The 25,884-nt window shown below is 61.4% G+C and carries 32 protein-coding genes; 22 read left to right on the forward strand and 10 right to left on the reverse strand.

All coding sequences use genetic code 11. From position 1 onward, the window contains the following. The first annotated feature begins 49 nt into the window (after positions 1 to 49). Positions 50 to 979 (forward strand): AraC family transcriptional regulator, encoded by a 930-nt coding sequence (locus ASC90_RS26505; protein ID WP_056547438.1) that lies wholly within the window; start codon positions 50 to 52, stop codon positions 977 to 979. A gap of 5 nt (positions 980 to 984) precedes the next feature. Here ASC90_RS26505 and ASC90_RS26510 read toward each other — a convergent pair whose 3' ends face one another. Then, positions 985 to 1,941 (reverse strand): VOC family protein, encoded by a 957-nt coding sequence (locus tag ASC90_RS26510; protein WP_082520058.1) that lies wholly within the window; start codon positions 1,939 to 1,941, stop codon positions 985 to 987. A gap of 202 nt (positions 1,942 to 2,143) precedes the next feature. On the opposite strand from ASC90_RS26510, the gene ASC90_RS26515 reads away from it, so the two are divergent. The 3 genes from ASC90_RS26515 (at position 2,144) to ASC90_RS26525 (ending at position 3,678) form a co-directional block, all read left to right on the forward strand. Continuing rightward, the gene (locus ASC90_RS26515; RefSeq protein ID WP_056547444.1) at positions 2,144 to 2,560 is read left to right on the forward strand and encodes a universal stress protein; all 417 of its coding nucleotides are present in this window, start codon (positions 2,144 to 2,146) and stop codon (positions 2,558 to 2,560) included. 11 nt (positions 2,561 to 2,571) lie between these two features. After that, positions 2,572 to 2,901 carry a TraR/DksA family transcriptional regulator gene (locus tag ASC90_RS26520; protein ID WP_056547448.1) on the forward strand — a complete coding sequence of 110 codons (330 nt, stop codon included), beginning with the start codon at positions 2,572 to 2,574 and terminating at the stop codon, positions 2,899 to 2,901. A 108-nt stretch (positions 2,902 to 3,009) separates the two neighbouring features. Further along, a complete protein-coding gene (locus ASC90_RS26525) occupies positions 3,010 to 3,678 on the forward strand; it encodes a hemolysin III family protein (protein WP_056547452.1) in 669 nt (222 codons plus the stop codon). Between the two features lie 54 nt (positions 3,679 to 3,732). Here the strand turns inward: ASC90_RS26525 and ASC90_RS26530 are convergent, their stop codons facing one another. After that, positions 3,733 to 4,302 (reverse strand): XRE family transcriptional regulator, encoded by a 570-nt coding sequence (locus ASC90_RS26530; protein ID WP_056547454.1) that lies wholly within the window; start codon positions 4,300 to 4,302, stop codon positions 3,733 to 3,735. Positions 4,303 to 4,328: 26 nt separating this feature from the next. Between ASC90_RS26530 and ASC90_RS26535 the strand changes: the two genes are divergently transcribed. From ASC90_RS26535 to ASC90_RS26585, 12 genes are all read left to right on the forward strand, one after another. Continuing rightward, complete coding sequence (locus ASC90_RS26535) at positions 4,329 to 4,835, forward strand: GNAT family N-acetyltransferase (RefSeq protein WP_056547457.1); 507 nt, start codon at positions 4,329 to 4,331, stop codon at positions 4,833 to 4,835. Positions 4,836 to 5,136: 301 nt separating this feature from the next. Beyond that, complete coding sequence (locus ASC90_RS28560) at positions 5,137 to 5,382, forward strand: hypothetical protein (protein ID WP_082520059.1); 246 nt, start codon at positions 5,137 to 5,139, stop codon at positions 5,380 to 5,382. A 74-nt stretch (positions 5,383 to 5,456) separates the two neighbouring features. After that, a complete protein-coding gene (locus ASC90_RS26540) occupies positions 5,457 to 7,835 on the forward strand; it encodes a putative monovalent cation/H+ antiporter subunit A (RefSeq protein WP_056547460.1) in 2,379 nt (792 codons plus the stop codon). Then, entirely contained in the window at positions 7,832 to 8,251 is a 420-nt protein-coding gene (locus tag ASC90_RS26545; protein WP_056547464.1) for a Na(+)/H(+) antiporter subunit B, read from the forward strand. The genes ASC90_RS26540 and ASC90_RS26545 overlap by 4 nt, the downstream gene beginning before the upstream one ends. Continuing rightward, complete coding sequence (locus ASC90_RS26550; protein ID WP_056547467.1) at positions 8,251 to 8,628, forward strand: Na+/H+ antiporter subunit C; 378 nt, start codon at positions 8,251 to 8,253, stop codon at positions 8,626 to 8,628. Before ASC90_RS26545 ends, ASC90_RS26550 begins: the two co-directional genes overlap by 1 nt. A 3-nt stretch (positions 8,629 to 8,631) precedes the next feature. After that, positions 8,632 to 10,191 (forward strand): Na+/H+ antiporter subunit D, encoded by a 1,560-nt coding sequence (locus ASC90_RS26555; protein WP_056547470.1) that lies wholly within the window; start codon positions 8,632 to 8,634, stop codon positions 10,189 to 10,191. Beyond that, complete coding sequence (locus tag ASC90_RS26560; RefSeq protein WP_056547473.1) at positions 10,188 to 10,661, forward strand: Na+/H+ antiporter subunit E; 474 nt, start codon at positions 10,188 to 10,190, stop codon at positions 10,659 to 10,661. The genes ASC90_RS26555 and ASC90_RS26560 overlap by 4 nt, the downstream gene beginning before the upstream one ends. Beyond that, the gene (locus tag ASC90_RS26565) at positions 10,658 to 11,035 is read left to right on the forward strand and encodes a cation:proton antiporter (RefSeq protein ID WP_056547476.1); all 378 of its coding nucleotides are present in this window, start codon (positions 10,658 to 10,660) and stop codon (positions 11,033 to 11,035) included. The genes ASC90_RS26560 and ASC90_RS26565 overlap by 4 nt, the downstream gene beginning before the upstream one ends. Next, positions 11,032 to 11,364 (forward strand): monovalent cation/H(+) antiporter subunit G, encoded by a 333-nt coding sequence (gene mnhG, locus ASC90_RS26570; protein ID WP_056547479.1) that lies wholly within the window; start codon positions 11,032 to 11,034, stop codon positions 11,362 to 11,364. The genes ASC90_RS26565 and mnhG overlap by 4 nt, the downstream gene beginning before the upstream one ends. A 445-nt stretch (positions 11,365 to 11,809) precedes the next feature. After that, entirely contained in the window at positions 11,810 to 12,241 is a 432-nt protein-coding gene (locus ASC90_RS26575) for a MucR family transcriptional regulator (protein ID WP_056547482.1), read from the forward strand. A gap of 205 nt (positions 12,242 to 12,446) precedes the next feature. After that, a complete protein-coding gene (locus ASC90_RS26580) occupies positions 12,447 to 12,881 on the forward strand; it encodes a helix-turn-helix domain-containing protein (protein WP_056547485.1) in 435 nt (144 codons plus the stop codon). Continuing rightward, entirely contained in the window at positions 12,874 to 13,662 is a 789-nt protein-coding gene (locus tag ASC90_RS26585) for a DUF6456 domain-containing protein (protein WP_056547488.1), read from the forward strand. The genes ASC90_RS26580 and ASC90_RS26585 overlap by 8 nt, the downstream gene beginning before the upstream one ends. A gap of 23 nt (positions 13,663 to 13,685) precedes the next feature. Here ASC90_RS26585 and ASC90_RS26590 read toward each other — a convergent pair whose 3' ends face one another. Together ASC90_RS26590 and ASC90_RS26595 are read right to left on the reverse strand one after the other, a co-directional pair. After that, positions 13,686 to 14,108: a SufE family protein gene (locus tag ASC90_RS26590; RefSeq protein WP_056547491.1), complete on the reverse strand. Its 423-nt coding sequence runs from the start codon at positions 14,106 to 14,108 to the stop codon at positions 13,686 to 13,688. A gap of 198 nt (positions 14,109 to 14,306) precedes the next feature. Next, positions 14,307 to 14,804 (reverse strand): DUF5330 domain-containing protein, encoded by a 498-nt coding sequence (locus ASC90_RS26595; protein WP_056547494.1) that lies wholly within the window; start codon positions 14,802 to 14,804, stop codon positions 14,307 to 14,309. A 460-nt stretch (positions 14,805 to 15,264) separates the two neighbouring features. Between ASC90_RS26595 and ASC90_RS26600 the strand changes: the two genes are divergently transcribed. From ASC90_RS26600 to ASC90_RS26610, 3 genes are read left to right on the forward strand one after another with little or no spacing between them, the layout of a single operon-like run. Beyond that, positions 15,265 to 16,797 (forward strand): HAMP domain-containing sensor histidine kinase, encoded by a 1,533-nt coding sequence (locus ASC90_RS26600; protein ID WP_082520065.1) that lies wholly within the window; start codon positions 15,265 to 15,267, stop codon positions 16,795 to 16,797. Next, positions 16,769 to 17,689: a peptidoglycan-binding domain-containing protein gene (locus ASC90_RS26605; RefSeq protein WP_056547499.1), complete on the forward strand. Its 921-nt coding sequence runs from the start codon at positions 16,769 to 16,771 to the stop codon at positions 17,687 to 17,689. Before ASC90_RS26600 ends, ASC90_RS26605 begins: the two co-directional genes overlap by 29 nt. Positions 17,690 to 17,742: 53 nt before the next feature. Further along, a complete protein-coding gene (locus ASC90_RS26610) occupies positions 17,743 to 18,099 on the forward strand; it encodes a DUF1491 family protein (protein WP_056547987.1) in 357 nt (118 codons plus the stop codon). A gap of 20 nt (positions 18,100 to 18,119) precedes the next feature. Here ASC90_RS26610 and ASC90_RS26615 read toward each other — a convergent pair whose 3' ends face one another. Both ASC90_RS26615 and ASC90_RS26620 read right to left on the reverse strand, forming a co-directional pair. After that, positions 18,120 to 19,112: a DUF2336 domain-containing protein gene (locus ASC90_RS26615; protein ID WP_056547500.1), complete on the reverse strand. Its 993-nt coding sequence runs from the start codon at positions 19,110 to 19,112 to the stop codon at positions 18,120 to 18,122. 226 nt (positions 19,113 to 19,338) lie between these two features. Further along, the gene (locus ASC90_RS26620) at positions 19,339 to 19,545 is read right to left on the reverse strand and encodes a hypothetical protein (protein WP_056547990.1); all 207 of its coding nucleotides are present in this window, start codon (positions 19,543 to 19,545) and stop codon (positions 19,339 to 19,341) included. 519 nt (positions 19,546 to 20,064) lie between these two features. Between ASC90_RS26620 and ASC90_RS29510 the strand changes: the two genes are divergently transcribed. Next, on the forward strand, positions 20,065 to 20,235 hold the full coding sequence (locus ASC90_RS29510; RefSeq protein ID WP_200950953.1) for a hypothetical protein: 171 nt from the start codon (positions 20,065 to 20,067) through the stop codon (positions 20,233 to 20,235). A gap of 8 nt (positions 20,236 to 20,243) precedes the next feature. Here ASC90_RS29510 and ASC90_RS26625 read toward each other — a convergent pair whose 3' ends face one another. From ASC90_RS26625 to ASC90_RS26635, 3 genes are all read right to left on the reverse strand, one after another. Beyond that, positions 20,244 to 20,798 carry a DUF1254 domain-containing protein gene (locus ASC90_RS26625; protein ID WP_056547502.1) on the reverse strand — a complete coding sequence of 185 codons (555 nt, stop codon included), beginning with the start codon at positions 20,796 to 20,798 and terminating at the stop codon, positions 20,244 to 20,246. Continuing rightward, a complete protein-coding gene (locus ASC90_RS26630) occupies positions 20,791 to 21,378 on the reverse strand; it encodes a DUF1214 domain-containing protein (protein WP_056547504.1) in 588 nt (195 codons plus the stop codon). The genes ASC90_RS26625 and ASC90_RS26630 overlap by 8 nt, the downstream gene beginning before the upstream one ends. A gap of 139 nt (positions 21,379 to 21,517) precedes the next feature. Further along, positions 21,518 to 23,653 (reverse strand): transglycosylase domain-containing protein, encoded by a 2,136-nt coding sequence (locus ASC90_RS26635; RefSeq protein ID WP_056547506.1) that lies wholly within the window; start codon positions 23,651 to 23,653, stop codon positions 21,518 to 21,520. Between the two features lie 184 nt (positions 23,654 to 23,837). On the opposite strand from ASC90_RS26635, the gene ASC90_RS26640 reads away from it, so the two are divergent. Beyond that, entirely contained in the window at positions 23,838 to 24,329 is a 492-nt protein-coding gene (locus ASC90_RS26640; protein ID WP_056547993.1) for a YcgN family cysteine cluster protein, read from the forward strand. On the opposite strand, the gene ASC90_RS26645 is transcribed toward ASC90_RS26640, so the two are convergent. Continuing rightward, positions 24,319 to 24,888 (reverse strand): helix-turn-helix domain-containing protein, encoded by a 570-nt coding sequence (locus tag ASC90_RS26645; protein WP_056547509.1) that lies wholly within the window; start codon positions 24,886 to 24,888, stop codon positions 24,319 to 24,321. The two genes, ASC90_RS26640 and ASC90_RS26645, sit on opposite strands and share 11 nt — an antisense overlap. A gap of 81 nt (positions 24,889 to 24,969) precedes the next feature. On the opposite strand from ASC90_RS26645, the gene ASC90_RS26650 reads away from it, so the two are divergent. Then, the gene (locus ASC90_RS26650) at positions 24,970 to 25,884 is read left to right on the forward strand and encodes an SDR family oxidoreductase (RefSeq protein ID WP_056547996.1); all 915 of its coding nucleotides are present in this window, start codon (positions 24,970 to 24,972) and stop codon (positions 25,882 to 25,884) included.

Genomic DNA, 25,884 nt, shown 5'->3' on the forward strand with positions numbered 1-25,884 from the left:
CGAATTTAAAATACTTGTAAATTCCAATTGCATGCGTGAGAATTCGAAAATGTCCGATGATCCCTTTTCCGACCTGCTGACGCTCACCAATGCGCAGTCGGTGATTTCAGGTGGCTTCACGATCGGTGGCGACTGGTCGATCCGCTTCCGGCCGGAGAGGATCAAGTTCTACGCCGTTCTGAAAGGCCGCTGCTTGCTCGATGTTGAGGGTGCGGCGGGACCGGTCCGATTGGAAGCCGGCGACACCTTTCTCGTTTCGGGCCGCCCGTTCCTGCTTGCCAGCGATCTCGCCATCGAACCCAGGGAAGCAAAGCCGCTCTTTGCCGGCTGGGCCGGCAAGATGACACGACTGTCGGAAATCGAAGAGGTCGAGCTGATCGGCGGCCACGCCGGGCTTGATCCGGTGCGCGGTGCCTTGCTGATGGATGTGCTTCCGCCTTTCATTCATGCCAGGGCTGGAGGTGCGCAGGCGACCGTCCTGCAATGGCTGGTCGGTCAGATCGTCAGTGAACAGATGTCGGATTTGCCGGGCGTCGCCGTGGCCTCGACGCAGCTTGCGCAGTTGATGCTCGTGCAGTTGCTGCGCGTTCATCTGGAGGACGGCGGGCGGCTCGCTGCCGGTCTGTTGCGTGCCGTCAGCGATCGCCGGATCGCACCGGCACTGCGATTGATGCATGCCGATCCCGGCCGCGCCTGGCAGCTCGGGGAACTCGCCGCCGCGACTGCCATGTCGCGCACGACCTTCGCCGTCTATTTCAAGTCTGTCGCAGGAGTTGCGCCGCTTGCCTATCTGACGGAGTGGCGGATGCGGCTGGCGGAGAAATTGCTGCGTGAGGAAAACCTGCCGGTCTCAACGCTCGCACGTTCGCTTGGATACACCTCCGAAAGCGCCTTCAGCAACGCCTTCAAGCGCATCACCGGCCGCGCACCGAAATTCTATCGCAGCGAAATGCGCGCCGTCGCAGAGGCGGCAGAGTGAATTGATCAGGCCGACAATGTCAGGCCGATGCCCCACGGATCGCGCAGGAACACGCCGCCATCGCGCCGCTCGCTCTTGATTTCGAGCTCGTCGAGCTTGGCGACAGCCGTGTCCAGCGCCGCCTTGTCGTTGAAGCGCAGGGCATAGTCCGAGAGGCCGGTCATGCCGTCCGCACGGGCGCCGGCGCCGCGACTGTTCCAGATGTTGGCCGCGACATGGTGGTGGTAGTCACCGGTGGCAAAGAAGCTCGCGCCCGGGTAACGCGCCATCAGCTTGAGACCGAGGACGTCGCGATAGAAGGTATCGGCTTCCGGAATATTGCCGACCTGCAGATGGATGTGGCCGATTGCCGTGCCATCCGCCATGCCGTTCCAGGAATCCTGTGGCGCGCTTTCGTAGAGTGATTGCAGATCGAGCCGCAGCGTTGCCATTTCCACCTGGCCGTCCTGATGGAATTTCCACTGCTCGTGGGGACGGTCCGCGTAGATCTCGATGCCGTTGCCTTCCGGATCAGCAAGATAGATCGCTTCGCTCACGAGATGGTCCGAAGCGCCGTCCAGCGTAACGTTGTTGTTTGCCGCATGGCGGAGCCAGCGGGCAAGCTCGGTGCGGTTTGGCATCAGGAAAGCGGTGTGGAACAGACCGGCTGCATTGCGCGGCGCGGCGCGGACATCCGTGCCGGTCGTCAGTGTCAGGAGTGGTGTGCCGTCGACACCCAGGACTTCGCCGCTTGCAGTTTTTTCCAGAACCTTGAGGCCCAGCATCGACTGATAGAAGCTCGAGACCAACCCAAGATCGCGGACGATCAGATGTGAGTGATCGACATAGGCAGGGCGTGTCAGTGCGTAGGACTTTTCGGTGGTCGTCATGCTGGGTGCTCCTGCCCTTGAATATGAAGGCGTACCGGCGGTGGCAGCGAGAGCGCTGCCTGTAGCGATGCCAAGGAATTTTCGCCGGTCCATTGCCTCTAAGGTCCCCTTGGCCGCTGTACTTGATTGCAATATGGCGGATTTCGATTGTTCACAGAAGGCCAGTTTTTGGCGATGAAGCGTTCAAAATATGTTGACGGCAGATGAGCTGATGTCTTGATCTTGATCAAAGCGCCTTATCTACTTTCTCGGAATGATGCCCAACGAACCGCAATGGGCGATATGGAGGGCGTGAATGTACAAGAAGATTGTTGTTGCCGTGGAGATTGGTGCGCTGGCGTCGGGTGAGAAGACCTTCCGCAAGGCTGCGACGCTGCTTGATTCCGGGGGCGAGATCATCCTCCTCAACGTTGTCGAGGATGTACCGACCTACGTCGCAATCGATCTTCCCGCTGAACTCATTGAAAATGCGATCAAGGACGGTCGCGAAAAGCTGGAGGCATTGGTTGTCACCACCGGAATTCCGGCCAGCATCGAGATCAGTCACGGACGCCCGGCCAGCGGTATTCTCGCGGCAGCCGAAGCCCATGGCGCGGACCTGATCATCCTTGCCTCGCATGTGCCGGACTTCAGCAATTACTTCATCGGCGCCACGGCCGACCGCGTGGTGCGACACGCCAAATGCTCGGTGCTGGTCGACAGGCAACGCTAGGAAGAAGCGCCATGGAGAAAAATCGGGAGCGTTACGACAGCTATGAGAAGATCCTGCGTGATCGGCAGCGGGAGCTTGAATCGCGCCTTAACCGGATCGACGTCGATCTCGGCCGCACCAAGGAACAGGACAGCGACGACCGCGCGACCGAGAGCGAGAACGACGAGGTCCTCGAAGGACTTGGTCAGGCCGGTCAGGCGGAACTGCGCGCGATCCGCGCGGCGCTCGATCGGATCGACAATGGAACCTACGGGCTGTGCGCGCGCTGCGGCGAGCCGATCTCCCCGGAGCGCCTCGCGGCCGTCCCCTACGCACCGCTTTGCGAGGATTGCATGAGCTAGTGGCGTGCGAATTCGCAAGAGAAGATTTGTCGACGCGGCAAGGCTCTTCTGTTGCGCACGTCCTTTATCGGTGACACGATTGCATCGGACATGATGAGGATTTCGTGCATGACCGAGTTCAACGGCATCCGCTGGGCTTACGACAAATATGAGCTGATTGCCGATGGTATCGTTCACGGCGTCGGGTTGGCGCTCGCCCTGGTGGGCGCCACGGTACTCATTTTCTACGCCTCCGTCTGGAGCACCCACGGCGAGCTAGCGGCTGCGTGGATCTACAGCGTCGGTCTGGTCCTGACGCTCGGTATCTCGTTTTCCTACAATGCGTGGCCGGTGTCGCGGACGAAGTGGTTCCTGCGCCGGCTGGATCATTCGTCGATCTTCATCCTGATCGCTGCAACCTACACGCCCTTTCTGGAGCGTGGTGCCGACAACCCGCTGCTGCTCGGAATGCTGATCGGCATCTGGTCTATCGCCGCACTGGGCGTCTTTCTGAAGTGCGCCTTTCCCGGACGCTACGACAAGCTCGCAATCCTGCTCTATCTCGGCATGGGCTGGAGCGGCGTGCTGGTTGCCGGACCGGTGGCGGAGCGCATTCCGTTCGCGTCGATGCTGCTCATCGTTGTCGGCGGGATCATCTATTCGCTCGGCGTCATCTTTCACGTGTGGGAAAAACTGCGCTTCCAGAACGCAATCTGGCACGGCTTCGTTGTCGCCGCGGCGGCGGTTCACTACTCGGCTGTTTTCACCTGTCTGAGCATGCCGGCGCCCAGTCTCTGATCATCGGCAGCGCCGCGGCGCGGAGAGCGTCCTTTTGCCGGGAGCCTATCGCTTTCAGCCGACCTTTGCGACCGTCACCACATAGCGGCAATCTGTGGTGCCGTCGTTGCGAAACTCGCAGTTCGCGGCAGGTCCGAGCAGCAGGCAGTCGCCGGCATGCAGCGTGTGAGTGGTTTCCCCCTCGACGAAGGTAAGCTCTCCCGCGAGCATCCATATGCATTGCCGAAGAAAGACGAAGGACGAAGCCGGATAGGCGACGGAAGCGCCTGCTGGCAGGTCGATCTCGACGATGTCGAAGGGATTGCCGTTTGCAGGCGAAATCTGGCGGCGTGAATAGCCCGTTTCAGGGTCGGTCCAGACATGTTGCTCCGAACGGCGCACGAGGCGCTGTCCACCCGCTTCCGCGCGTGCGACGAGGGAAGACACGGTGAGGCTGAACGCGCCGCAAAGCTTGCCGAGAAGCGAAGCGGTCGGGCTGCTCTCGCTGCGCTCTATCTTGTGAATCATGGCGCGCGAGACGCCCGACTGGTTGGCGAGGTCGCTGAGCGACCAGCCCCGCAATTCGCGCTCCGCGCGGACCCGTTCCCCTAGACAGCGATCGAAGTCATTTGATATAGTGGACATATTGAAATAATAGTGGACTGCAATTTATGACGCAAGCCGTTCTCGTACGCGACGCGACCGAAGCCGATCTGCCCGCCATCCGCGATATCTACAACCACGCGGTCGAGCACACGACGGCGATCTGGAACGAGACGGTCGTGGATCTCGACAACCGCGTCGATTGGTTCAATGTTCGAAAGGCAAGGGGCTTCCCGGTTCTTGTGGCGGAGACTGCAGGCAAGATCGCCGGCTACGCATCCTATGGAGATTGGCGGGCCTTCGACGGTTTCCGTCACACGGTCGAGCATTCGGTCTATGTCGAGAAGGACCATCAGGGCGCTGGTGTCGGCAAGCTGCTGATGGTGGCGCTCATTGCGCGCGCGGCCGAAAATGGCATCCACGTCATGATTGCCGGTATCGAGGCCGGCAATGTCGCGTCGATCAAGCTTCACGAAAAACTCGGCTTCCGCAACGGCGGCACGTTTTTCGAAGTTGGCACGAAGTTCGGGCGTTGGCTGGATCTGACGTTCATGGAGTTGCGGGTTCCCCGCTGACTTCCGTTCGTTCCAACCGGTGCCGGCAACGGTCGGCCGTTACGCACCTGGACAGCCGCGCACGCAGCAGACGCGACGATAAGCTCGTGCCGGGAATGCCGCAATGCCCCCCCCGGCGCGCTCATTTTGATTCGTCTTGAAGCCCGCGGTGCGCCGGAGCAGATCGATCGACGGCGTACGCCTTTCAGCGAAGGCGTGGCTTCCGTCTAGACAGAATAGATGTGTTTAATACTTTAGATATTTAACGTATTGCTAATAATATTCGTCGATGCGGTAGGAGGGTGCCGTGTTTTCAAGTTTTATGTTTGCTGGATATTTTGCTGTCTCGTCCATTTTTCTGCTCGTTACCCTTCTTGAGGGGTGGGCAAATCGTGACGGATGGACGCTATACAGAGCGGCGGGTGTGATAAGCGTTTCCGTGTGGCCGCTGATGCTTGTTTTCTTCATGTTTCATGCTCGGCTGTGGTGGCGTTTTTCTGGTTCGGCACATCCCGTTCTTTGCCATTATCGCATGGCAAACGGCGTTTCCCCACCAAAGAAGGCTTGAGATGACGCTGGTCTTCTCCTAAACCTGACGAACGCTTCCGGCCCGGCCGGATTCCGGGCAGTCGAGGAGGGGACATGGCCGATGTCACGGCTCTGACATTTGCGGCCTTGTGTCTGCCTTTCCTAGCCGCCGTCGTCGCACCTCCACTTGTCCGGGCGCTTGGCGCGAACGCGGCCTGGCTTCTCGCGCTGGCGCCGTTGCTTGCCTTCCTGCACTTCTTCAGCCTGCTTCCTGCAATTGCCGGCGGCGAGGTCATCACGGGCGGTTACGCCTGGGTTCCGAGCTACGATCTGCGCTTCTCATGGCTGCTCGACGGCCTGTCTGTGACCTTTGCGCTGCTGATCACCGGTATCGGTACGCTGATCGTTCTCTATGCAGGGGGCTATCTCAAGGGACATGCAGACCAGGGACGCTTCTTCTCGTTCATTTTTCTGTTCATGGGCGCAATGCTCGGTCTGGTCGTTTCCGACAACCTGCTGATGCTCTTTGTCTTTTGGGAGCTGACCTCGATCACGTCCTTCCTGCTGATCGGCTTCGACCACACGCGTGAAGCATCGCGCCGCGCCGCGCTGCAGGCGCTCGTGGTCACCGGCGGCGGCGGGCTGGCCTTGCTCGCAGGTCTGCTGCTGATCTGGAGCACCACGAACGCGACGCAACTGTCGACATTGCTCGCCTCTGGCGATCTGTTGCGGGCCAATCCCTACTATACGGCCATGCTGCTGCTCGTCCTCGGCGGCGCCTTTACCAAGTCTGCGCAGTTTCCCTTCCATTTCTGGCTTCCGAACGCCATGGAGGCGCCGACGCCCGTATCCGCCTACCTGCATTCCGCTACCATGGTGAAGGCCGGTGTCTATTTGTTGATGCGGCTCAATCCGGCGATGGGGGGAACGCCAGAGTGGGAAATCCTGTTGCCGGTCTTTGGCGGCACGACATTGCTGGTCGGCACGCTCCTCGCTCTGCGGCAGACGGATCTCAAGCTGAGGCTCGCCTATACGACCGTCTCGTCGCTCGGTCTCCTGGTGCTGCTGATCGGCTTCGGATCCCCTAATGCCGCGGAGGCGGCAGTGCTTTATCTGGTTGCCCATTCGCTCTTCAAGGGCGCACTGTTCATGGTGGCGGGCATCATCGACCATGAGACGGGGACGCGCGATGCCACCCGGTTGCGCGGTCTGAGACATGCCATGCCGCTGACATTCGCGGCCGCTCTCGCTGCCGCCATCTCGATGGGCGGCCTGCCTCCGTTTTTGGGCTTTCTCGCCAAGGAGGAAGTCTATGCCGCGTTGGCCCACGGCGATCTCAGGTCCATCGTCTTTACGATCGTTGCCGTTTTCGGCAATGCGCTGATGTTTGCGATCGGCTTCGCGGTGGCGCTGAAGCCTTTTGTCGGCACGGTCATTGAGACGCCGAAGCACCCGCACGAGGCGCCGCCATTGCTCTGGGCAGGGCCGGTTCTCCTGGCCGTTCTCGGACTAGCCGGCGCACTTTTTTCCGGAATTGCCCATCACTACATTTCGTCTCCGATGGCCTCTGCGGTCGGGGGTTCGCCAGTCCAGATCAAGATTTCGGTCGTTCCGCATATCGGTGTGCCGCTGCTCCTTTCCGCCCTGACGATCGTGCTCGGCATCGCCGTCTATTGGCAACTCGACCGCGCACGGTTCCTGATGATCGCGTTGCTGCGCAGGCTCGGTTCAGGGCCGGATCGTGGCTTTGACTATTTCATTGCCGGCTTGGTCCGGATTTCCCACCATGTGACCCGCTTCGTCCAGCCCGGTCGGCTGGAACTCTATGTCACCTGCACTTTCATCTGCGTCGCCGCCGTTCTTCTTGTTCCCCTGTGGCTGTTCGGCGAATTGCCGTCACTGCCGGCATGGCCGGTTGGCGTGCAGGTTCATGAATGGGCGATCTTCCTGCTTGCCGTGATCGGCCTTGCAACAGTGGTCGTTGCGCGCGATCGGCTGACCGCAATCGTCTCCCTCGGCATACAGGGCTTTGCGGTCGCGATCCTGTACCTGCTCTTCGGCGCGCCCGATCTCGCCTTCACGCAATTCATGGTGGAGACACTGTCGGTCGTCATCCTGGCGCTTGTCATGACGCGCCTGAAGCTGTCGCCGACCGACCGGCGGCCGCCCGGCCAACGGCTCTTCGACTCGACCATCGCGATCGCGTGCGGCTGCGGTTTGACACTGCTTCTGATGAAGGCAACGGAGATGCCCTTCAACACGACGCTGACCGAATTCTTCAACACCTTCTCGAAAACGATCGCCCACGGTGCCAACGTCGTGAACGTCATCATCGTCGATTTCCGCGGTACCGATACCCTCGGCGAGATCGCCGTCGTCGCAGTGACCGGTCTGGCGATCCTGGCGTTGATCCGGGTCCGGGCGCAGTCCGAGCGGAAGCTGGCGGAGAACGATCCGGATGCTCCGGAAGATCTCGGAGTCGAACGCCCATGAACACGCTGATCTTCCGCACCATTGCCCCGGTGCTGACCGCTTTGATGCTGCTCTTCTCGGTGTTCGTGCTTCTGCGCGGACACAACGAGCCGGGAGGCGGCTTCATCGGCGGACTGATCGCGGCCTCGGCGCTGGCAATCTTCGGCATTGCCCGCGGCGTCGGCTCCGTGCGCCGCGCCGTGGTCTTTCATCCGCTGGCGATCGCCGGCACCGGCCTCCTGATGTCCTGCTGTGCCGGCCTGCTGTCGCTCTTCTTCGCCGTGCCGTTCATGACCGGCCTGTGGGTTTACCCGGTGGTCTTCGGCGTCGAGGTGGCGCTCTCCAGCGTCCTGCTTTTCGATATCGGGGTTTACCTGGTGGTGGTCGGCGCCATCACCTCGATCGCGCTGGCGCTTGAGGAAAGGGAGGTCGAGTGATGGAGCCTCTCTTTGCGATCCTAGTCGGCCTGTTTTTTGCCGCGGCGGTCTACCTGATGCTGTCGAAATTCTCGATCCGCATCATGCTGGGCATCGCGATACTTGGCAACGCCGTGAACCTCCTGCTCTTTACCGCCGGGCGGCTCACCCGCGAGGTGCCGCCAATCATTCCGCAACATCTCGATACGCTCCCGGCCGGCGCCGCCAACCCGTTGCCACAGGCATTGATCCTGACGGCAATCGTCATCTCGTTTTCGTTCCTTGCCTTCCTGCTGGTCCTCACCTACCGCGCCTATCAGGACATCGGCACCGACAACACCGACGAGATGCGTATCGCCGAGCCCGCCAACCCGCCACTACCGCCGCTGGGATACTAGGAGATGGCAACCCCAACCGATGTGATAGTCGATCTTTCCGCCGCCCTGGTGGCCGCGCCCGTTCCAATGGCGAATTGGCTGGCAATCGCGCCGGTCGCGCTGTGCATCGCGATCGGCGCAATCCTGCTCATGCTGCGCGGATCGCTGCGGCTGCAGGCCCGGATCGCCATTCCCGGGCTTATGGTCCTGGTGCTTCTGGACGCCTGCCTGCTGGCCCGGGTGATCGCGCACGGTCCCTTTACCATGGTCATGGGCCGCTGGCTGCCACCCTTCGGCATCGCCTTCACCGTCGACGTTTTCGGCGCCCTCATGGCGCTGACGGCGGCGATCGCGGCTCTCGCCGGCGGCGTCTATGCGCTGGCGGATGTGACGGACAGCGGCCGCCGCTACGGTTTCTTTCCGTTCCTGATGCTGCTGATGGCCGGCGTCAGCGGCGCGTTTCTCACCGGCGACATCTTCAACCTCTATGTGTGGTTCGAGGTTTTGCTGATTTCGTCGTTCGGACTGCTGATCCTGGGGTCGGAGCGCGGCCAGATCGACGGAGCGATGAAATATGCCGTCTTGAACCTGATCGGCACGACGCTTTTCCTGATTGCTGTCGGCATCGTCTATGCGGTCTTCGGCACCCTCAACATGGCTGACATCGCCACCAAGGCGGAAGGGCTGCGCGCGACGGCGCCGCTGGTCACGCTGTCGGCGCTGATACTGCTTGCCTTTGCCATGAAGGCCGCCGCCTTTCCGGTCAATTTCTGGCTGCCGGCCTCATATCACACGCCACGCATAGTCGTGTCGGCGCTGTTTGCCGGCCTGCTGACCAAGGTTGGCGTCTATGCGCTGATCCGCATCATGGTCATGCTGTTGCCGGCGGAACGCGAGCAACTGAGCCTGCTGATCGCCGCCGCCGGCGCGGCAACGGTCGTCGTCGGTGCGCTCGGCGCGCTTGCGCAGGACGATATCCGCAAGTTGCTCGGCTACGTCGTTATTTCTGGCATCGGCAACATGCTGATCGGTATTGCGCTAGGCACCCCGGGCGGTCTTTCCGGCGCGGTCTTCTATGCGGTTCACTCGATGATCCTGATGACCGCCCTCTACCTGCTGGCCGGGCAGACTGCGGCCCTTGGCGGCAGTTTCTCGCTGACGGCGCTCGGCGGCCTCTATCGGCGCAATCCCGGCTTTTCCGCCGTCTCCTTCATTCTCTTCGTTGCCGCCTGCGGCCTGCCGCCATTCTCGGGTTTCTGGCCGAAGGTAATCCTCGTCAAGGCGTCGGTCGATGTCGGCGCGTGGTGGATGGCAGCGACGATCCTGATCGGCAGCTTTCTGACGACGGTTGTTTTCGGACGGGTCGTCATCCTCGCCTACTGGCGTCCGGCGACAGTCGGGGCGGGGGAAGCGGCAACGCTGGGCTGGCGTACAGCCCTGCCGCTGCTGGTGCTGACGGCCATCGTCGTCGGCTTCGGTATTCTGCCCCAACAAATGTTCGAACTGACCCAGTCCGCCGCTGCGGGTCTTGCCGATCCGTCGGCCTATGTCTACTCGGTGTTCCCCGGAGGCGTGGGGCCATGATCGGCTTGCTTCTCAACCTCCTGCTTGCGATCGCCTGGGTTGCTGTCACGGGCGGCGCATCGGCTCACAACTTCCTCTTCGGCGCGGTCCTCGGCGCAATAGCCTTGTCGGTCGTGCGTGAGCCTTATGGCAGCAAGGGGTACCTTCGCCGGCTGCTCGCCATCCTGTCGCTGGCATTGCTGTTCTTGAGGGAGTTGACGCTGTCGGCGCTTCGGGTCGCTGTCACGGTCTGCAGTCGCGACATGCAGCTGACCCCCGGCATCTTCGCGTTCCCGCTTACCGTCGACCGAGACTTCGAGATTACCCTTCTCGCCAACATGATTACGCTGACGCCCGGCACGCTTTCGGTCGACGTCTCCGACGACCGCAGCACCCTCTATGTTCATGCCCTCGATTGCGCCGACCCCGAGGCCGTCAAACGCGATATCGCCGACGGTTTCGAGCGCAAGATCATGGAGGCGTTTCGATGATGTCGGCACCCGCGATCGTATCCTTCGCCGCCGCCGTTGCGCTGGTCATCCTCAGCCTTGCTTTCCTGCTGGCGGCCTGGCGGGTGATCGCCGGCCCGACGCTTCCCGACCGGGTATTGGCGCTCGACACTTTGTCCGGCACGGCCATCGGTTTCATCGCCGTCCTGGCAGTCAAGACCGGTTTTCCGCTTTACATCGATATCGCCATTTCGTTGGGTCTCGTCGGATTTCTGGCGACCGTCGCCTTCGCACGCTTCGTGATGTCGCGCCCGATTGTCCCGGAACGGGACAGAAAAAAACACGGTTCTGCCCCGAAAATGCCCAAAGTTGGGGGCAAAGGCGGCGGGCGCAAAGGCGGTAAGGGTAAGAAATGATAAGCTATGCGGTCGCGATCGTTGTGTCTTTTCTGCTGCTTGCCGGCTCCCTGTTCGCGCTGGTGGCTGCGATCGGCATCGTGCGGCTGCCGGATCTCTACACGCGGATGCACGCCGCTTCCAAGGCAGGAACGGTGGGCTCCGGCCTTCTTCTCCTTGCTGCGGGTATCGGATCGGGAGAGGTCGCTGCTCTTATCCGCGCGCTTGCCGGGTTTGTCTTTTTTCTACTGACTGCGCCGGTTGCGGCGCACCTGCTTGCGAAGGCGGCACACAAGGCAGGTTATAGACTGGGGCCTCAATCGGTACGGGATGATCTCGCTAAAAGATGAGAGTATTGCCGATTCAGTATTTTAAGCAGTTTTTTGCAGTGTGACATAGATGTTTCAATGGTTAATGTTTAGGCAGTTGCCCATCAATTCTTGGAGAGCAGGCATTTTTCGGTAGATATATATGAAATAGTAATTGGCGTTTTCGCAAATCGGTGATATTTGGAAGTTCAAGTAGAGTTCTGATATTGAATTAGAAACACGTTGCTTATTTCCTCATTATCATCGCATTTCAGTGTTTAATTGAGGAAGTGACCTGCGTGAGAGCGTACTAATTCAAAATCGGGCAGTATAAGAACGGGTTTCGGCCTCAGGAATCTAGGGGTGGATTTCAGTTTTCCAAAACAGGTAGCCGTAGCCTGAGTTCTTTTGCTGTTGGCTCTACGATGGCGGTCTTGGCTGAATAGGCTTTAGACCTTTCGAGCATGCAAACAGGAGAAACGAAATTATGACGGATACTGCAGCCGGTAGCGGGCCGGAATTGCTGGTGGAGCTAACCGCGGATATTGTCGCCGCCTATGTCAGCAATCATGTTGTGCCTGTTAGCGATCTTGCCAACCTGATCTCTGACGTACATTCTGCTCTGAGCAGTACTTCGACGCCGCAGACTGCCATGGCGGTTGTCGAAAAGCAGAAGCCAGCGGTTTCGGTTCGCAAATCAGTTCAGGATGAGCAGATCACCTGCCTGGAATGTGGCGGCAACTTCAAGTCGCTCAAGCGACACCTGATGACCCATCACAGCCTTTCTCCCGAAGAATACCGCGAGAAGTGGGACCTGCCGGCGGACTACCCGATGGTCGCCCCAGCCTATGCCGAAGCGCGTTCGCGCCTCGCCAAGGAAATGGGCCTTGGTCAGCGCCGCAAGCGCGGCCGCGGCTGACATCGTCAGAATGAAATTGAAAAGCCGGGCGAAAGCCCGGCTTTGTCGTTTGCAGGAGAATGAACGAGGAAAATAATCCCATTTATTTCTGCTGCCTAGCGAAATTGCCAAACTAAAACAACAAAAAGTTGCATGCGTCGGCTTTTGTTTGTCCCCTTTGCTGTGTAGGGTGTATGAATTAATTCCTATTTGTAGGAGTGTTCATATGCCAATTGGAAACCTCTCCCTGCCGGACGCTGCCGCCGGATCCGTTGCTTTCGGGTCGGTGCAGGCCGACGGCGACCCTCCCGGTATCGTTCCGTCTCCGGCGACTCTGCCTGTTCGCGTCGTTTGTCGCATATGCGCGCAGATCACCACCGAGATGGTCATGCTCGCCGCACATCGCATCCAGATGCGGCGCGACCGCCGGCGCACCCTCTGCCACGTGCGCCAGATCGCTATGTACGTCTGCCATGTTGCCCTTCAGATTCCGCTCTTTGAGATCGCCAGGGCGTTTGGTCGCGACCGCACGACGGTCGGCCACGCCTGCCACGTCGTCGAGGATCGCCGTGATGATCCGGCCTTCGACGAGTTTGTTGCCGCAGTCGAACGCACGGTCAATTCCGTCTTCCGCACAAACGGAGCGCTTGGGCATGAGTAACAGCAAGCCGATGGTTCGGCTGATGCGGTTCCTACTGCGCGGCGAGGCGCAAGCCGGATCCTGCGAAGGGGGAGGGCTCTCGCTCCATCTCTCCGACGGCACACGTCATGCGGTTTCCCAAACGCTGCTGGCGGAAGCGATATCTTCGGGGCTGGCTGGCCGGGAAAATGGAAGGATCTTCCTTCGCCCGACTGCCCGCTCCTATCTCCGCCGTGCGGTTGCTGAGCGCGAGGAGGCCTTTATCGCGCAGCATGGCGCGCTCGATGATGTCCTGGCCGATGTGGATGGGACGACCCGGCGTTTGCGGATCAACAGGGAGGAGTCACCGCTTGCGAGCCTCGCGCGGCTCAAGGAGAAAAGCGGAAGCCCGTTCCTGCCGCAGCCCGCTCTCGCCGCCGGCGAGAGGCTGCTGGTCGATTTCACGCGGGGCCAGCTTCAGCCGCGGATCACCGCCGCATGGGAACCGCGGCTTTCAAGCGTCACCAAGGGTTCTCGGGGCGGCATGGCGGATCTGACCGACAGCGCGGCGGCGGCGCGCCTTGCGGTCAATCGCGCGGTCGATGCGATGGGGCCGGAACTGTCCGGCGTGGCGCTCGATGTCTGCTGCTTCATGAAGGGGCTCGAAGCCGTCGAACGCGAGCGCCAGTGGCCCGTCCGTTCCGCCAAGCTTATGCTTCGCACCGCATTGCTGGCGCTGTCGCGGCACTACAATCCGCCGGCGCCGACACACCGGGCACGCATGGAGCATTGGGGGATGGAAGGCTATCGGCCGGAGCTATGACCCCATGGGAGACCCGCGCCGCGTTAGGCCGCAGCGCGTACCCGGGCTTCCTCGCGGATCCGGTTGACCATCGAACGCAGCCCGTTGGAGCGTTGCGAGGAAAGATTCTCCACCAGTCCGATCTTGGAAAACACCTCAAAGGCATCGAGCGCGACGATCTCCGAGGCGGTCTTGCCGGAATAGGTGGCAAGCACGATGGCCACGAGCCCACGCACGATATGCGCGTCGGAATCGCCTTCGAAGGTCATCAGCGGGTTGTCGCGGTTGCCCTCGGTATGCGTGACCAGCCACACCTGACTGGCGCAACCCATCACCTTGTTCGCCGTTGTCTTCTTGTCGTCAGCCAAGTCGGGAAGCGCCTTGCCGAGCTCGATCACATAGCGATAGCGATCTTCCCAATCATCGAGGAAGGAGAAATCGTCGATGATCTGATCGAGCGTCGTCATGGATAATGGCCTTTCGTTATCACGATTCATATAGGTGAAGCATGGCCAGATTTGAACCGTTAAAAAGAACGCCGCGAAGGATGGGCATCCTCGCGGCGCAGCAACAAGCTGAAAAATAAACAGGGCAGGCACGTCAGGCACAGAGGCATCCGCATCGGGCGGATACCGGTGCAAGCTCAGCGGGAAATCCCGCAGGATTCAGGTGGCGGGGCGCGGTGTCGGCAGCGGAATGGCGCCGGTGGTCACCGTATCGGAAGAGGCTTCGTCATCGACCGGCGGTCGGTAAGGCATCGGCTGGTTCAGTGCGGCGGTCTTCTCGTCACGCGCGGGAGCGGCAGCCTGTACCTGGAATTGCGAGGGAGCGAGGGCCGCGGCCGGCACTGAAGCAGCAGCCGTGGTCGGGTTGGCGGGCGTATCCTCACCGAACCGGCTGTCGAGCAGATCAAAGGCGACACGTGCGCCGTCGCGGGCCCGGTGGCCTAGCGCCGACATGGTCTCGGCGCCCTTGACGCAGACCTCGGGCTTTTCGCCGCACATGCCAGTCAGATAATCGTAGGCGCCGGTTGCGGCGACGAAGGCGTCGGAGATCTGCAAGTTCGGTTCGTTCGCAAGCTTTGTTGAGCTTTCGCCGCTGAAAAACGACAGCAGCACGAGCACAAGCCCGAACCAGAATGTTCCTTTGATCAGAAACCACATAGTCGTTGCCCATCCTGTTTGACCGTTCGGTCTTGATGCCGAATCGGTCCGGTTCTCCGGTGTGCTTTCACTGTAGAGAGAACTTGCAAATGCCGGTTTTCGAAACTCGTCGGCATTTGCGGCAAATTTAGTTCAAATTTTAATCGACAGCATTTGCGCCGCATTTCAGTCGAATTGCAGCGATCGCCGTTAAGCATGCCAGTGGCTGCGCCCTGTAATTGCAGGCAAACCTTATGGCGAAGCTGCCACAAAAGTTAACGCGTTGCTGAAATGTGAGCGAAATCCGCTGCTTACCGCCTGTTAACCGTAAAAAACAATGCCGCTTCGGAATGCTCCAAAACGGGATTTTTCGTCATTCTGAGCTGTGGAGCCGGCTTTCCCCTTATCCTTTCCTTAAGCGCCGGAAGACTATTCTTCGGTTCAACAGAGAGCCTTTTTTGGGCGGTATTGCGTGCTTGTATTGAGTAAGATCGCAGATCGGGCGGCAGCCCTTGTCGACCGGGCAGCCGAGAGCTGGCTATCCCGGACGGGCGGCGGTGCGGCTGTGCGCCAGCGTGAACTGTCGATCCTTCGCCGCCTCGTCTTCTTATCGTCGGCGGCCCTGGTTGCGGCTCCTGCCGCTCTTTCGATGGTCACCAGCCCTTCCTTGGCACTTCCGGTCGGCGTCGCGACGGTCTGCGCCGCCTTCCTCTTCTCCGCTGTCGGAAGTATCGCGCTGTCGCGCCAGAGCGTCACCGTGGCGAATGTGGCGACGCCAGGCGCCGAGGACTTCTTCATGGAGGCGAGCCCCGGCCTCGTCTTCTTCCTCGATGCACAAGGCGGCGTCACCGCCGTTGGTGGCCGGGACAAGCGGGAGTATCTCGCCTGGATGCGCGAGCCAGCCGGCAAGGGGTTCCTCGAGCAGGTGCACGTGTCTGACCGCATTCTCTTCCTCCAGGCGCTCGATCGGCTGCGCCAGGGCGATGAAGGTGCATCCGTCGATCTGCGTCTTGAACGCCAGGCGGTCTCCCGCGAGAGCCGCCAGTTCGTCCATCTCCGTGTGGACCTGACGGCGCGGTGCGACAACGACGGTGAACTCCTCAGCGTCGTCGCCCAGCTCCGTGATGTCTCGGTGGAACAGCAGTTGCGAACCGAGGCGGAGAACCACGCTGCGGAGGCGGCATCGGCCAATGACGCCAAGTCGCGGTTCCTCGCGGCGGTGAGCCACGAGCTGCGCACCCCGCTCAACGCGATCCTCGGCTTTTCCGACATCCTGCTCGGCGAGTATTTCGGCAAGCTGGAGAACGACCGGCAGCGCGAGTATGTCGGCCTGGTGCGCGATTCAGGCGCGCACCTGCTCTCCGTCGTCAACACCATGCTGGACATGAGCAAGATCGAGGCCGGTCGCTACGAGCTGTGCCTCGAGCCCTTCGATATCGCAGCCAGCGTTCGCTCCTGCGAGGCAATGCTGGCGCTGCAGGCAAAGACCAAGGGATTGACGCTGACGAGCCGCATCCAGCGTGGCTTGGACGAAGTCGTCGCCGACCAGCGCGCCATCCAGCAGATCCTGATCAACCTGGTCGGCAATGCCGTGAAGTTCACGGATGCCGGCGGCGCGATCTCGATCGACGCCTCGATGCGGGACGGCATCCTGACCCTGTGCGTCAGTGACACCGGCATCGGCATCCCGATCGACAAGCTTGCGATGCTCGGCCAACCTTTCGTCCAGATCCACAGCGACTATAGCCGTCGATTCGAAGGGACGGGACTCGGTCTGTCGCTGGTGAAAGGGCTCGTGGCGCTGCATGGAGGTGACTTTGCAATCGCCAGCACGCCGGGAGCCGGCACCATCATTACGATTTCGATTGCAGCCGATGGTTCCGGCATTCCGGCTTCGGGTGCAGCGCGCAACGATCTTGTCGAGTTTCCGCCACGCCTGAAGACCGTGCCGGGTCGTGTCGGCATCCTGGAAGAGGGGCATTTCGATGGCCGCGAGCAAGCGAAAATCGCCTAGGGGACGAAGAGGTCGGCAGAAGCCGGGTCTGCTTCTCACCGGGGCAACCGTTGTAGGCGGACTGGGCCTGCAGGGCGCAGGCGTGCTCGGCGGTGTCGTTGCCCGCAATCCCAGTATGGCAGGCGGCACCGCGGCGTTCCTGGTCATCTTCAGCTTCGTCGCCGCAAATGCCTTATGGTATCAGCCGGGCGCTCATCCGCATCCGCTGCTGCGCACCCGCGATCCCCTTTTTCCGAGCGTGCTTGGCCCGCGCCCTATCGTCGAAGAGCACACCGGCAACGTCACCACGTTCAAGATCGAGCGGCAGGACGAGGTGGACCTAGCGCAAACCACCAATGCCACGCCGGCGGCGCCCGGCACCCCGCAGACCAGCCAGCTTGTCATGGATATCCAGCAGGAGCTTGTGCGGCGTGGGCTCTACAATGGCGCTCCGGACGGCGTGATCGGTCCGCGTACCAGTGCGGCGATCCTTTTCTTCGAGGAAACCGTGGGCATGCCGCAACGCGGCGATGCGACGCCGGATGTGCTTGCTGCTCTGAGAATGGACGCGGCGCGTCCGTCGGCAATTCCGGCTGAAAGGCCGCGCGAGGATATCAACTCGACCGCCGAAGACCCGGTCGCGGCGGCCATCCGTAGCGCCGAGACGACCATCAAGACGGCTCCTACACCCGCAAGGCAGGTTCAATCCGCCGAGCTGACAAACGTTGGCATCGTGCTGAAGATCCAGAAGGGGTTGAGCAACATGGCCTACACCAATGTCGGCGTCGATGGCGTCGCCGGCGAGCAGACCCGGATTGCCATCCGCCGTTTCCAGAAGCACTACAACTTGCCGGAAAACGGCGAGCCCAGCGAAGCGGTGCTGAAAAAGCTCAAGGAAATCGGCGCATTGTGACCGTTGCAGCGTACGGCGTTGCCGATCTGCCTGTGCCCGTCTATATGCGAGCGATGAGATTACGCACCGACATCTTCGTTTCAGCACTCCTGCGCCGCGTCTTCGCCAAGGGCGACTTTGCCGCCGTCGAGCGGAAAGGGGCGGAAGAGGCCGGCGCGATTTTCATTCGTCAGCATTTTCGCGATGGGCTTGAGACGGTTTTCGGACCGGCCCCGCAGAGCGTGTTCAGTGAGGAAACGAGCGGTGACCGTCTGTTCGAAGCCCGGCTGATCCGCCAGCAGCCGGACAAGGTTCGAGACATGCTCGATCGTGAACGGCGATTCGATCCGGACCTCTGGATCATCGAACTCGAGGCCGATGACCTGGGCGATATCGTTCCTGTTGCCGACGAACGGCAGAATCCCCTGTGAAACACGGCAACAGATAGAGATCAGCGGCCGCGACCGCTGGCGCGCGCCGCGGTCGGCTGACGAACCTGCGGCAGGTAGGTGTAGTTGTCGGCTCGGCGCCAGGCCTCGACGCGGGCGTTGCACTCTTCGGGATCGAGCGCATCGAGCACCATCCAGGCCCGCGTAACGCTGTGCTGCGGCTCGGCGAGGTGCGGATAGAGCTTCTCCAGTACGAATACGGCATCGGGGAAGGCCAGGCCAAGGCTGGTCAGCGTCGTGGCGAGCTGCTGCCCGGAGATATCGAGCATGATGCGTTCGGCAAGCCAGCGGCTGGCGGAAAGCGCGTCGGCAAGCGCCGTGGCGAACAACGTCGCGTCCCTGGTGCGCGCGAAGCGGACGAGCAGGGCGGCCTGGATAGCCGAGAGGCTCCTGAGGCCCAGCCGGTCGTCATCGGTTCGGGGGGCACGCCCGGCCAGATCCCGGATCCTGTCGCGCATCTCCTCTTCGTTGGCAAGGCGCGCGGCCGCATCGCCAGCGTCGACCGATGCCCCCAACGGCGGGGTGGGCGAAGGAATACTCTCCGCCGCCGTGGGCTCCACCGGTAGTGCAGCCAATCGCCGTTCTGCCTGCCGCAAGCCGACAAGCGCATCTATGACCCGTGGCGAAAGTGCGTCGCGGCTGACGATCGCCTTCATGTGGGCCGTACCCTGGGTCCGCGCGATCGTAATCAGCGTATCGTCGTCGATCGCCGGCGAGGCGGTGAGGAATGGCGCCGCGACCGCAATAGGCTGGCTGCCGACGAACAGGGCGACGGCCTGTGGGATCTGCGGGCACTGGGACAGCGCAGCGACGGCCTGCCTCTTCGCTTCGTCGGAGGATGCCTGGAAGAGCGGGGTAAACAGCTCGGCGAACTGGCGCAGTTCTGAGCGCGTCGGTGGCTGCAATCCCTCGAAACTGCTGACGGTCGCCATGAGAACCACGTCCTTCTTCCGGCTGGCGGAGGGGGCCTCTAGGTCTCGAAACCGATCACGCACAAGAACACACCCTGGAAACGCAAGACAAAGGGATGCCGCAGGACTGGACGCGCTGCAGAGCGGTCCGTTACCTCATACGGGGTTATGAACAAATCCTACACGGGCAGGGTTAATGCTTGCTGAAGACGTTGTGAAATCTGTACGGAAATGCGCCATGACCCGCGCAATGGCACAGGGCACGCCGGGAAGGGCGCCCCATGATCAGACACAGCTGTCCGGGCCTCGGCTAGGACGATTTGCTGCCGCGCAGCGCGATCAGCAGCTTCTCGGCGTCATTGTGCCCGGACTGATAAAGATCGAGCACAGCGGAAGCCGCGAAGTGTGCTTCATCGCTTTTAATGTCGATCTCCCTTTCCTCGCACCACGCGTCGAGCGCGCCCCGAAGTACATCCAGATCTTCAGGAGAGAATGTCGAACCGATAAACAAAGACATCGCATGCCCTTCCTTGCCCACCGCCAGAGCGCAGCGCTCTCGATTGGCCAGCGGATCCATCCGCGGCTCACCTCGAAACTTTACGGCGATCCGCGTGAACTGCAATTAATATTTTTGTGACGTAAATTAGCAACACCGCGGTATTTTGCCGCGCTGTCGCCGCTTCCAGCGGTTAAGTACATGAATTAACGCTAAATTACATATCGTGTTGTTTGCCAATTCGTCGTGTGAGACGTTGAAACCAAATTAGGAAGCCGCACATTAATAGAAGTCGTGCGGTAGCTTCCAACGGCAGGCCTCGAATTAACAATCTGTTAACCGTCATATGTCTCAATTCGGATAAGAACGGCGTGGTCGAGTGCTTCGATCGTAAGGTTCACATCACGGTTCAAACCAGGTGCCGTGAGAAAGGCGCGAATGCCCTTGGGGCCTAAAGCCCGAAGGACGCGCTGGCCCGCAAGGCGGGCAGGGTGGGATTCACGCGCATCATCCGTCTCGGGCAGTGCATTGGAGACGAGAATGGCAATAGTCGTCGCATTGGCAGATCGTCTCTCCAGGACGCAACGCTACAAGGACAGAAAGCCGGTCGAGGCGCAGATTCTGCTTTTTACCGGCGTCCGTTACGAGCGGCTAGCGGAGAGCTCGAAGCGTCCGTCGGTCCGCCGCGCTTCGCGTGTGAAGAACAAGTAGGCCGTCGCTCAATTTGGCGCCGCCGCGAACTCGTCGCATCCGGCGTCCGCCAGGAAGCTTGTCGCCGCGGCGTCGAAGCTCGGCTGCGGCGCCAATGTCCTTAGGACCGCATAGCCATCCGGTCGCGCCGTTTCCACCAGGATCGTCTTCTGCAACTCGGCCGGCAATGCTTTGCGAAGCTCCGTCAACTGGATCGGGCTGCCGACCAGAATATCGAGAGCCCCTCCCACCGATGTCCGGTCGTTCATGCTGAACACCTCGTTCGAGGCAGCATCGTAAAGCGCGACCGACCAGAACGGCACATTGCCTTTCGCCGTGAGGCGCACTGGATTTTCCTCGACATCGAAGGAGCACACAGCGGTTCGCACATAGGGATCGTCGTTAGAAAGGCCGGCTGCGTCGTCGATTGCGCCGAGCAGGTAGAATTTGTCGAGATCGCCTTCAGCTGCAACGCGGGTCGCTGCATCCTTGCCGGTGAAATGCGGCAACGACAGAATGATGACGAGGTGTAGAAGCGCCGCGCCGAACAAGCCCGCGAGAAGGGCAAACAGCATCCTAAGCATTGCCGCACCCGATCTTTTCGAGCTTCGGCATCGCAAGGTCGATGACGCCGGAACTGCCGGCCGTCGGCGTGTCGAAGAGGGTCAGCACAAGCTGGAACGTGCCGGCCGCGGGTACCGCCAGCCAGTTGCCAGGTCGTGCCTGGGCGGAAATGTCGATCGAAAAGCTGCTGTCGGGCTGACGAAGCACAGTCCAGGAGTTCATCGCGCCGGGAAGCCCGTCCCGCAACGAGGCGGGATTGCCGCTGTTGTCGGCGGTGAATAGCGTCCAGATGCGGGCGGGAGGCGTCTGCCCGACAATGCGGTAGTTGCAGGCGGCGTTCAGCCGTTCGCCGGTGTCGTCGACCCTGGCGGTGAACATCAGGCCCTCGGCGTTTCCATAGAGGAGGCGCCCGGCGCGCGCTCGGTGCGATTTCGCATAAGGGTCCGCGCCTTCGGTTTGCAGTTCGGGAAAAGCCTCCCAGGCGCCGAGCTTGATCGCGCCGAAACCGGCGGTCGCATCCAGCGCATACAACGAGATCATGATACCGCCGCCGAAGGCAATAATCAGGGTCATCGCGATGAAGAGAGGAAACCGAAACACTGCGCGCCCTTGAGAGATAAATCAGTTGAAAGGGTTACCACTGATTCTGGCGGCGCGGAATGGCGGAGAGGCAAAACCCACGGTTTCACGACGCATGACCGGGTTGCGGCAAAGACATCCTATCCGGCCTGGCGACGGATCAATCCGCGCTTGCGACCTTCTGTGCGGCGAGCGGCGGCGCGGCCTTCAGCGCTTGCCCGATGTCCTTGAGGATCTGTGTCGACTGGACGGAGAGCATACGCGGACGAACCAGCGGCGGAGGGGCGCCTTCGGCAGGCTTTGCGGCAACGGTCTTTGCCTTCTTGTCCGCCGGTGGCGTCGGCACGCCGGGAATTTCGCGTAGCGTGATGCCCTGGTGGGCGTAATCCATCGCACGCTTGAAGGTCATGGCGGGCAGCGAACCACCGGTCATCTTGTTGGTCGACGTATAGTCGTCGTTGCCGAACCAGACGGCGGTAGTGAAGTTGCCGGTGTAGCCTATGAACCAGGCGTCGCGATAAGCCTGGGTCGTGCCGGTCTTGCCCGCGGTCAGGATGCCGTTGTCGAGCGCCGCCTTCCTGGCCGTGCCGACGTAGGGTACGCGCGACAGCATCTGGTTCATGTAGCCGTCCGCCTTTTCGGATAGGACCCGCTTGGCCGGCGGTTCGTCACGGTCGAAATCGTAGAGAACGTCGCCGCCATAATCGAGGATCTGGTTGATGCCATGGCGCCGCGATTGATAGCCGCCTGCCGGAAAAACGGCATAGGCGGTCGCCTGGTCCATCACTGTCACTTCCGAGGTTCCGATCGGGATCGTCACGTCGTTGCGAACAGGTGACTCGACGCCGAGATTCTTGGCCATTGCCCGGATCGGCGCAATACCGAACTTTTCCTTGGCGAGGCGAACCGGGATCGTATTGATCGACTGCGCGATGGCGGTGGCCAGCGTCACGCGCCCGGCATAGCGGTTTTCGTAGTTGTGGGGGCTCCAGTTGCCCCAATAGATCGGTGCGTCCACCACGATGCTATCCGGCGTCATGCCGCTCTCCATCGCCACGGAATAGGTGTAGACCTTGAACGAGGATCCCGGCTGGCGCAGCGCCCTGGTGGCGCGGTTGAACTGGCTCTCGCCGTAGTCCCGACCGCCGACCATGGCGCGCACCGCACCGCCGTTTTCGATCATCACCATGGCGCCCTGCTTGGCGTGGTAGCTCTCGCCGTACTCTCGCAACGAGGTCTCGACCGAATCCTCGGCGGCGTTCTGTAGGCCCATGTCGATGGTGGTGCGCACCACCAGCGAATGCTGGTGGAAACGCGGCGATAGGCGCATGACCTCGTCGAAGGCCCAATCGAGGAAGAAGTCGGGCGATTCCACCGTATTGCGATCGACAATGGTGGCAGGGTTGCGGCGGGCGGCGATAACCTGTCCCTCGGTCATCAGCCCGCTCTGCACCAGATTGGTCAGGACCTCGTTGGCGCGGCCGCGGGCGGCCGGTAGGTTGACGTGCGGCGCGTATTTTGCCGGTGCCTTGAACAGGCCGGCCAGCATGGCAGACTCTGCAAGGTTCACATCGGTGATGCTCTTGCCGAAATAGAATTGCGCCGCCGCCGCCGCGCCGAAGGTGCCGCCGCCCATATAGGCGCGGTCGAGATAGGTGGAGAGGATTTCCTTCTTGGAGAGATTGGCCTCGAGCCAGAGCGAAAGGAAAGCTTCGGTGATCTTGCGGTCGATGGAGCGCTCGTTGGAGAGGAACAGGTTCTTGGCAAGCTGCTGCGTCAGCGTCGAGCCGCCCTGCACGACTTCGCCGGCCTGGGCGTTGGTCACCAGCGCGCGGAACAGGCCGATGAAATCGATGCCGAAATGATCGAAGAAGCGCCGGTCTTCCGTGGCGATGACGGACTTGATCAGAGCGTCCGGCAACTCGTCGATCGGCACCGAGTTCTGGTGAATGACGCCGCGATGGCCGACGACGTTGCCGTAGCGGTCGAGGAAGGTAACGGCATAGTCGCCGCGATTGCGCCAATCTTCCTTGGTAGCCTCGAAAGCAGGCTGGGCAAGGGTCAGCATCAGGACAGCACCGACGGCACCGAGCGTCAGGCCTTCGCCGCCGAGTTCGAAAACGATGCGTTTCCAGCCGCGGACGCGGAAGCGGCGGAAGAAGATGGTGATGTCTTCCCAGATTTCGGCGGAGCGGAAACCGGCGTTCCAGATGGTCGAATCGATCCACGAATCGATCTTCAGCAGGAGATGGCGTTTCCTGGGAGGTCGCTTTTCTGGATTGTCCGGATCCGTCACGTCTTATATTCCCGCCCGATCAGTCAGCTCGACGCCGGACAAACCTGACGCCGGACTGTGGCAAAACTTCCGACTGCGTCAGCAGTAGCTGCGCATCGTGAATGATTGGTTGATTTGGCTGGGAAGAACAAGAGAAATGGGAAGCCCTCACGCGATTTTGCGGGGCTGTTGCAAGAACGGAATGATGGAAGAAGCACCCTTCTGGAAGGAAAAGACATTGGTCGAGATGACCAATGCCGAATGGGAAAGCCTCTGTGACGGCTGCGGGCTGTGTTGTCTCAACAAGATCGAGGAGTGGGACAGCGGCGACATCTACTTCACCTCGATCCGCTGCAAGCTGCTCGACGATGGGAGCTGTCGGTGCTCGAGCTATGAAAACCGCTGGGACTTCGTGCCCGACTGCGTTCAGCTCACCAAGGAAAATGTCGACGAGATCCCCTGGCTGCCGCCGACCTGCGGCTACCGCCTGATCAACGAGGGGCGGGATCTCTACTGGTGGCATCCGCTTGTTTCGGGCGATCCGGAAACCGTCCATGCCGCCGGCATTTCAGCGCGAGGTCGGACGATCAGCGAGACCGAGGTTGACGTTGAGAACTTCGAGGATCACGTCGTCGAGTGGCCGCTGACAGTGGGCGACGGGCCACGGGCGAAAGCGCCGAAAGGTGTCAAAAGGTAAGCTTTCCGCCTCCTGCGGTTTCGAGGAAGCAGCGCAGCTCGTCGCGGACGTAGTCTTCGATGGAGCCTGCCGGCTCGAAGCCCCACCAGAGCAGACAGCCCTGCCACTGCGACAGCATCAGCCTGCTGAGCCGGGTGCCTTCCGGGGAGAGGCATTGATCGAGCGCGTCGGCAAGCGTCGTGCCCCAGGCGGACCCGCGGGCACGCAGCGCCGGATCGCGCAGGTCCTCCCTCAGCAACAGCAATCCATCGGCGTAGGATACCGCATCGTCGCCATAGTCCCTGGAGAGGCCAGTCAGCAGCGCAATGGCCCCGGCGTGCGTCTTCGGCACCGACTGCGCCAGCCGCGCCGTTTCCGCGTCCAGCCGATCCCAGGCCCGCAGCAGGGCGGCGCGCAGCATCGCTGCCTTGGTGCCGAACCGCTGAACGAGCGTCGAGCCGGAGAGGCCGCTCGCCTTGGCCACGGCCCCAAAGGTCGCGGCGTCCGGTCCCTCGGCGTGGATCAGACCGAGCACCATATCGAGGAGCTGTTCGTCGGAAAGCGTGCGGTTGCGCGGCATGAAATTCCTCTTGCGTTTGCATCAAATATGAACGAACGTTCGTTTATAATCAAGTACGGTTCCGGCATGGAGGAAAGCCAGGTGACAATGGATTTGTCGGGAAAGATCGCCCTCGTAGCAGGCGGGACGCGCGGCGCGGGACGCGGGATTGCGGTGGAGCTCGGTGCTGCCGGCGCGACGGTTTACGTGACTGGCCGCACCACGCGGACACAGCAGTCGGAATACGGCCGGCCGGAGACGATCGAGGAGACTGCCGAGATGGTCACCGTTGCCGGCGGCCGCGGGATTGCCGTTCGCGTCGATCATCTCGTGCCGAACGAAGTCGAGAACCTTGTCGCCCGCATCCGCCGGGACGAGGGAAGGCTGGACATTCTCGTCAACGACATCTGGGGCGGCGAGAACCTCGTCGAGTGGAACAAGCCGGTCTGGGAGCACGGGCTCGACAAGGGGCTGCACATGCTGCGGCTTGCGATCGATACGCATCTGATCACCGCGCACTACGCGCTGGCGCTGATGATCGAAAGGCCGGGCGGACTGATGGTCGAGATGACCGACGGCACCGCGGATTACAACGCGACGCACTACCGGCTCTGCGCCTACTACGATCTCGTCAAGACAGGCGTGACGCGCATGGCCTGGGCGCATGCGAAGGACCTGGAGCCGCACGGTGCGACGGCGGTTTCGCTGACACCGGGTTGGATGCGCTCGGAGATGATGCTGGATATCTATGAGGTACAGGAGGCGAACTGGCGCGACGCGACGGCAGTGCAGCCGCACTTCGTCATTTCGGAGACACCGCGCTTCACCGGCCGGGCGGTGGCATCGCTCGCCGCCGATCCGCAGCGCGCCCGCTGGAATGGTCAGTCCTTGTCGAGCGGCGGGCTCGCCAAGGTTTACGGCTTCGACGACATCGACGGGTCGCGGCCGGATTGCTGGCGCTACATGGACGAGGTGATGGAGGCGGGCAAGGATGCCGATGCCACCGGCTATCGTTGA

It is taken from the genome of Rhizobium sp. Root1220, assembly GCF_001426265.1.
In the GTDB taxonomy this organism is placed as follows: domain Bacteria; phylum Pseudomonadota; class Alphaproteobacteria; order Rhizobiales; family Rhizobiaceae; genus Rhizobium.

Coding starts and splice junctions, on each gene's coding strand:
- ASC90_RS26505 (WP_056547438.1), top strand. CDS start 50: ATGTCCGATGATCCCTTTTCCGACCTGCTGACGCTCACCAATGCGCAG.
- ASC90_RS26510 (WP_082520058.1), bottom strand. CDS start 1,941: ATGGACCGGCGAAAATTCCTTGGCATCGCTACAGGCAGCGCTCTCGCT.
- ASC90_RS26515 (WP_056547444.1), top strand. CDS start 2,144: ATGTACAAGAAGATTGTTGTTGCCGTGGAGATTGGTGCGCTGGCGTCG.
- ASC90_RS26520 (WP_056547448.1), top strand. CDS start 2,572: ATGGAGAAAAATCGGGAGCGTTACGACAGCTATGAGAAGATCCTGCGT.
- ASC90_RS26525 (WP_056547452.1), top strand. CDS start 3,010: ATGACCGAGTTCAACGGCATCCGCTGGGCTTACGACAAATATGAGCTG.
- ASC90_RS26530 (WP_056547454.1), bottom strand. CDS start 4,302: ATGTCCACTATATCAAATGACTTCGATCGCTGTCTAGGGGAACGGGTC.
- ASC90_RS26535 (WP_056547457.1), top strand. CDS start 4,329: ATGACGCAAGCCGTTCTCGTACGCGACGCGACCGAAGCCGATCTGCCC.
- ASC90_RS28560 (WP_082520059.1), top strand. CDS start 5,137: ATGTTTGCTGGATATTTTGCTGTCTCGTCCATTTTTCTGCTCGTTACC.
- ASC90_RS26540 (WP_056547460.1), top strand. CDS start 5,457: ATGGCCGATGTCACGGCTCTGACATTTGCGGCCTTGTGTCTGCCTTTC.
- ASC90_RS26545 (WP_056547464.1), top strand. CDS start 7,832: ATGAACACGCTGATCTTCCGCACCATTGCCCCGGTGCTGACCGCTTTG.
- ASC90_RS26550 (WP_056547467.1), top strand. CDS start 8,251: ATGGAGCCTCTCTTTGCGATCCTAGTCGGCCTGTTTTTTGCCGCGGCG.
- ASC90_RS26555 (WP_056547470.1), top strand. CDS start 8,632: ATGGCAACCCCAACCGATGTGATAGTCGATCTTTCCGCCGCCCTGGTG.
- ASC90_RS26560 (WP_056547473.1), top strand. CDS start 10,188: ATGATCGGCTTGCTTCTCAACCTCCTGCTTGCGATCGCCTGGGTTGCT.
- ASC90_RS26565 (WP_056547476.1), top strand. CDS start 10,658: ATGATGTCGGCACCCGCGATCGTATCCTTCGCCGCCGCCGTTGCGCTG.
- mnhG (WP_056547479.1), top strand. CDS start 11,032: ATGATAAGCTATGCGGTCGCGATCGTTGTGTCTTTTCTGCTGCTTGCC.
- ASC90_RS26575 (WP_056547482.1), top strand. CDS start 11,810: ATGACGGATACTGCAGCCGGTAGCGGGCCGGAATTGCTGGTGGAGCTA.
- ASC90_RS26580 (WP_056547485.1), top strand. CDS start 12,447: ATGCCAATTGGAAACCTCTCCCTGCCGGACGCTGCCGCCGGATCCGTT.
- ASC90_RS26585 (WP_056547488.1), top strand. CDS start 12,874: ATGAGTAACAGCAAGCCGATGGTTCGGCTGATGCGGTTCCTACTGCGC.
- ASC90_RS26590 (WP_056547491.1), bottom strand. CDS start 14,108: ATGACGACGCTCGATCAGATCATCGACGATTTCTCCTTCCTCGATGAT.
- ASC90_RS26595 (WP_056547494.1), bottom strand. CDS start 14,804: ATGTGGTTTCTGATCAAAGGAACATTCTGGTTCGGGCTTGTGCTCGTG.
- ASC90_RS26605 (WP_056547499.1), top strand. CDS start 16,769: ATGGCCGCGAGCAAGCGAAAATCGCCTAGGGGACGAAGAGGTCGGCAG.
- ASC90_RS26610 (WP_056547987.1), top strand. CDS start 17,743: ATGAGATTACGCACCGACATCTTCGTTTCAGCACTCCTGCGCCGCGTC.
- ASC90_RS26620 (WP_056547990.1), bottom strand. CDS start 19,545: ATGTCTTTGTTTATCGGTTCGACATTCTCTCCTGAAGATCTGGATGTA.
- ASC90_RS29510 (WP_200950953.1), top strand. CDS start 20,065: ATGGCAATAGTCGTCGCATTGGCAGATCGTCTCTCCAGGACGCAACGC.
- ASC90_RS26625 (WP_056547502.1), bottom strand. CDS start 20,798: ATGCTTAGGATGCTGTTTGCCCTTCTCGCGGGCTTGTTCGGCGCGGCG.
- ASC90_RS26640 (WP_056547993.1), top strand. CDS start 23,838: ATGGAAGAAGCACCCTTCTGGAAGGAAAAGACATTGGTCGAGATGACC.
- ASC90_RS26645 (WP_056547509.1), bottom strand. CDS start 24,888: ATGCCGCGCAACCGCACGCTTTCCGACGAACAGCTCCTCGATATGGTG.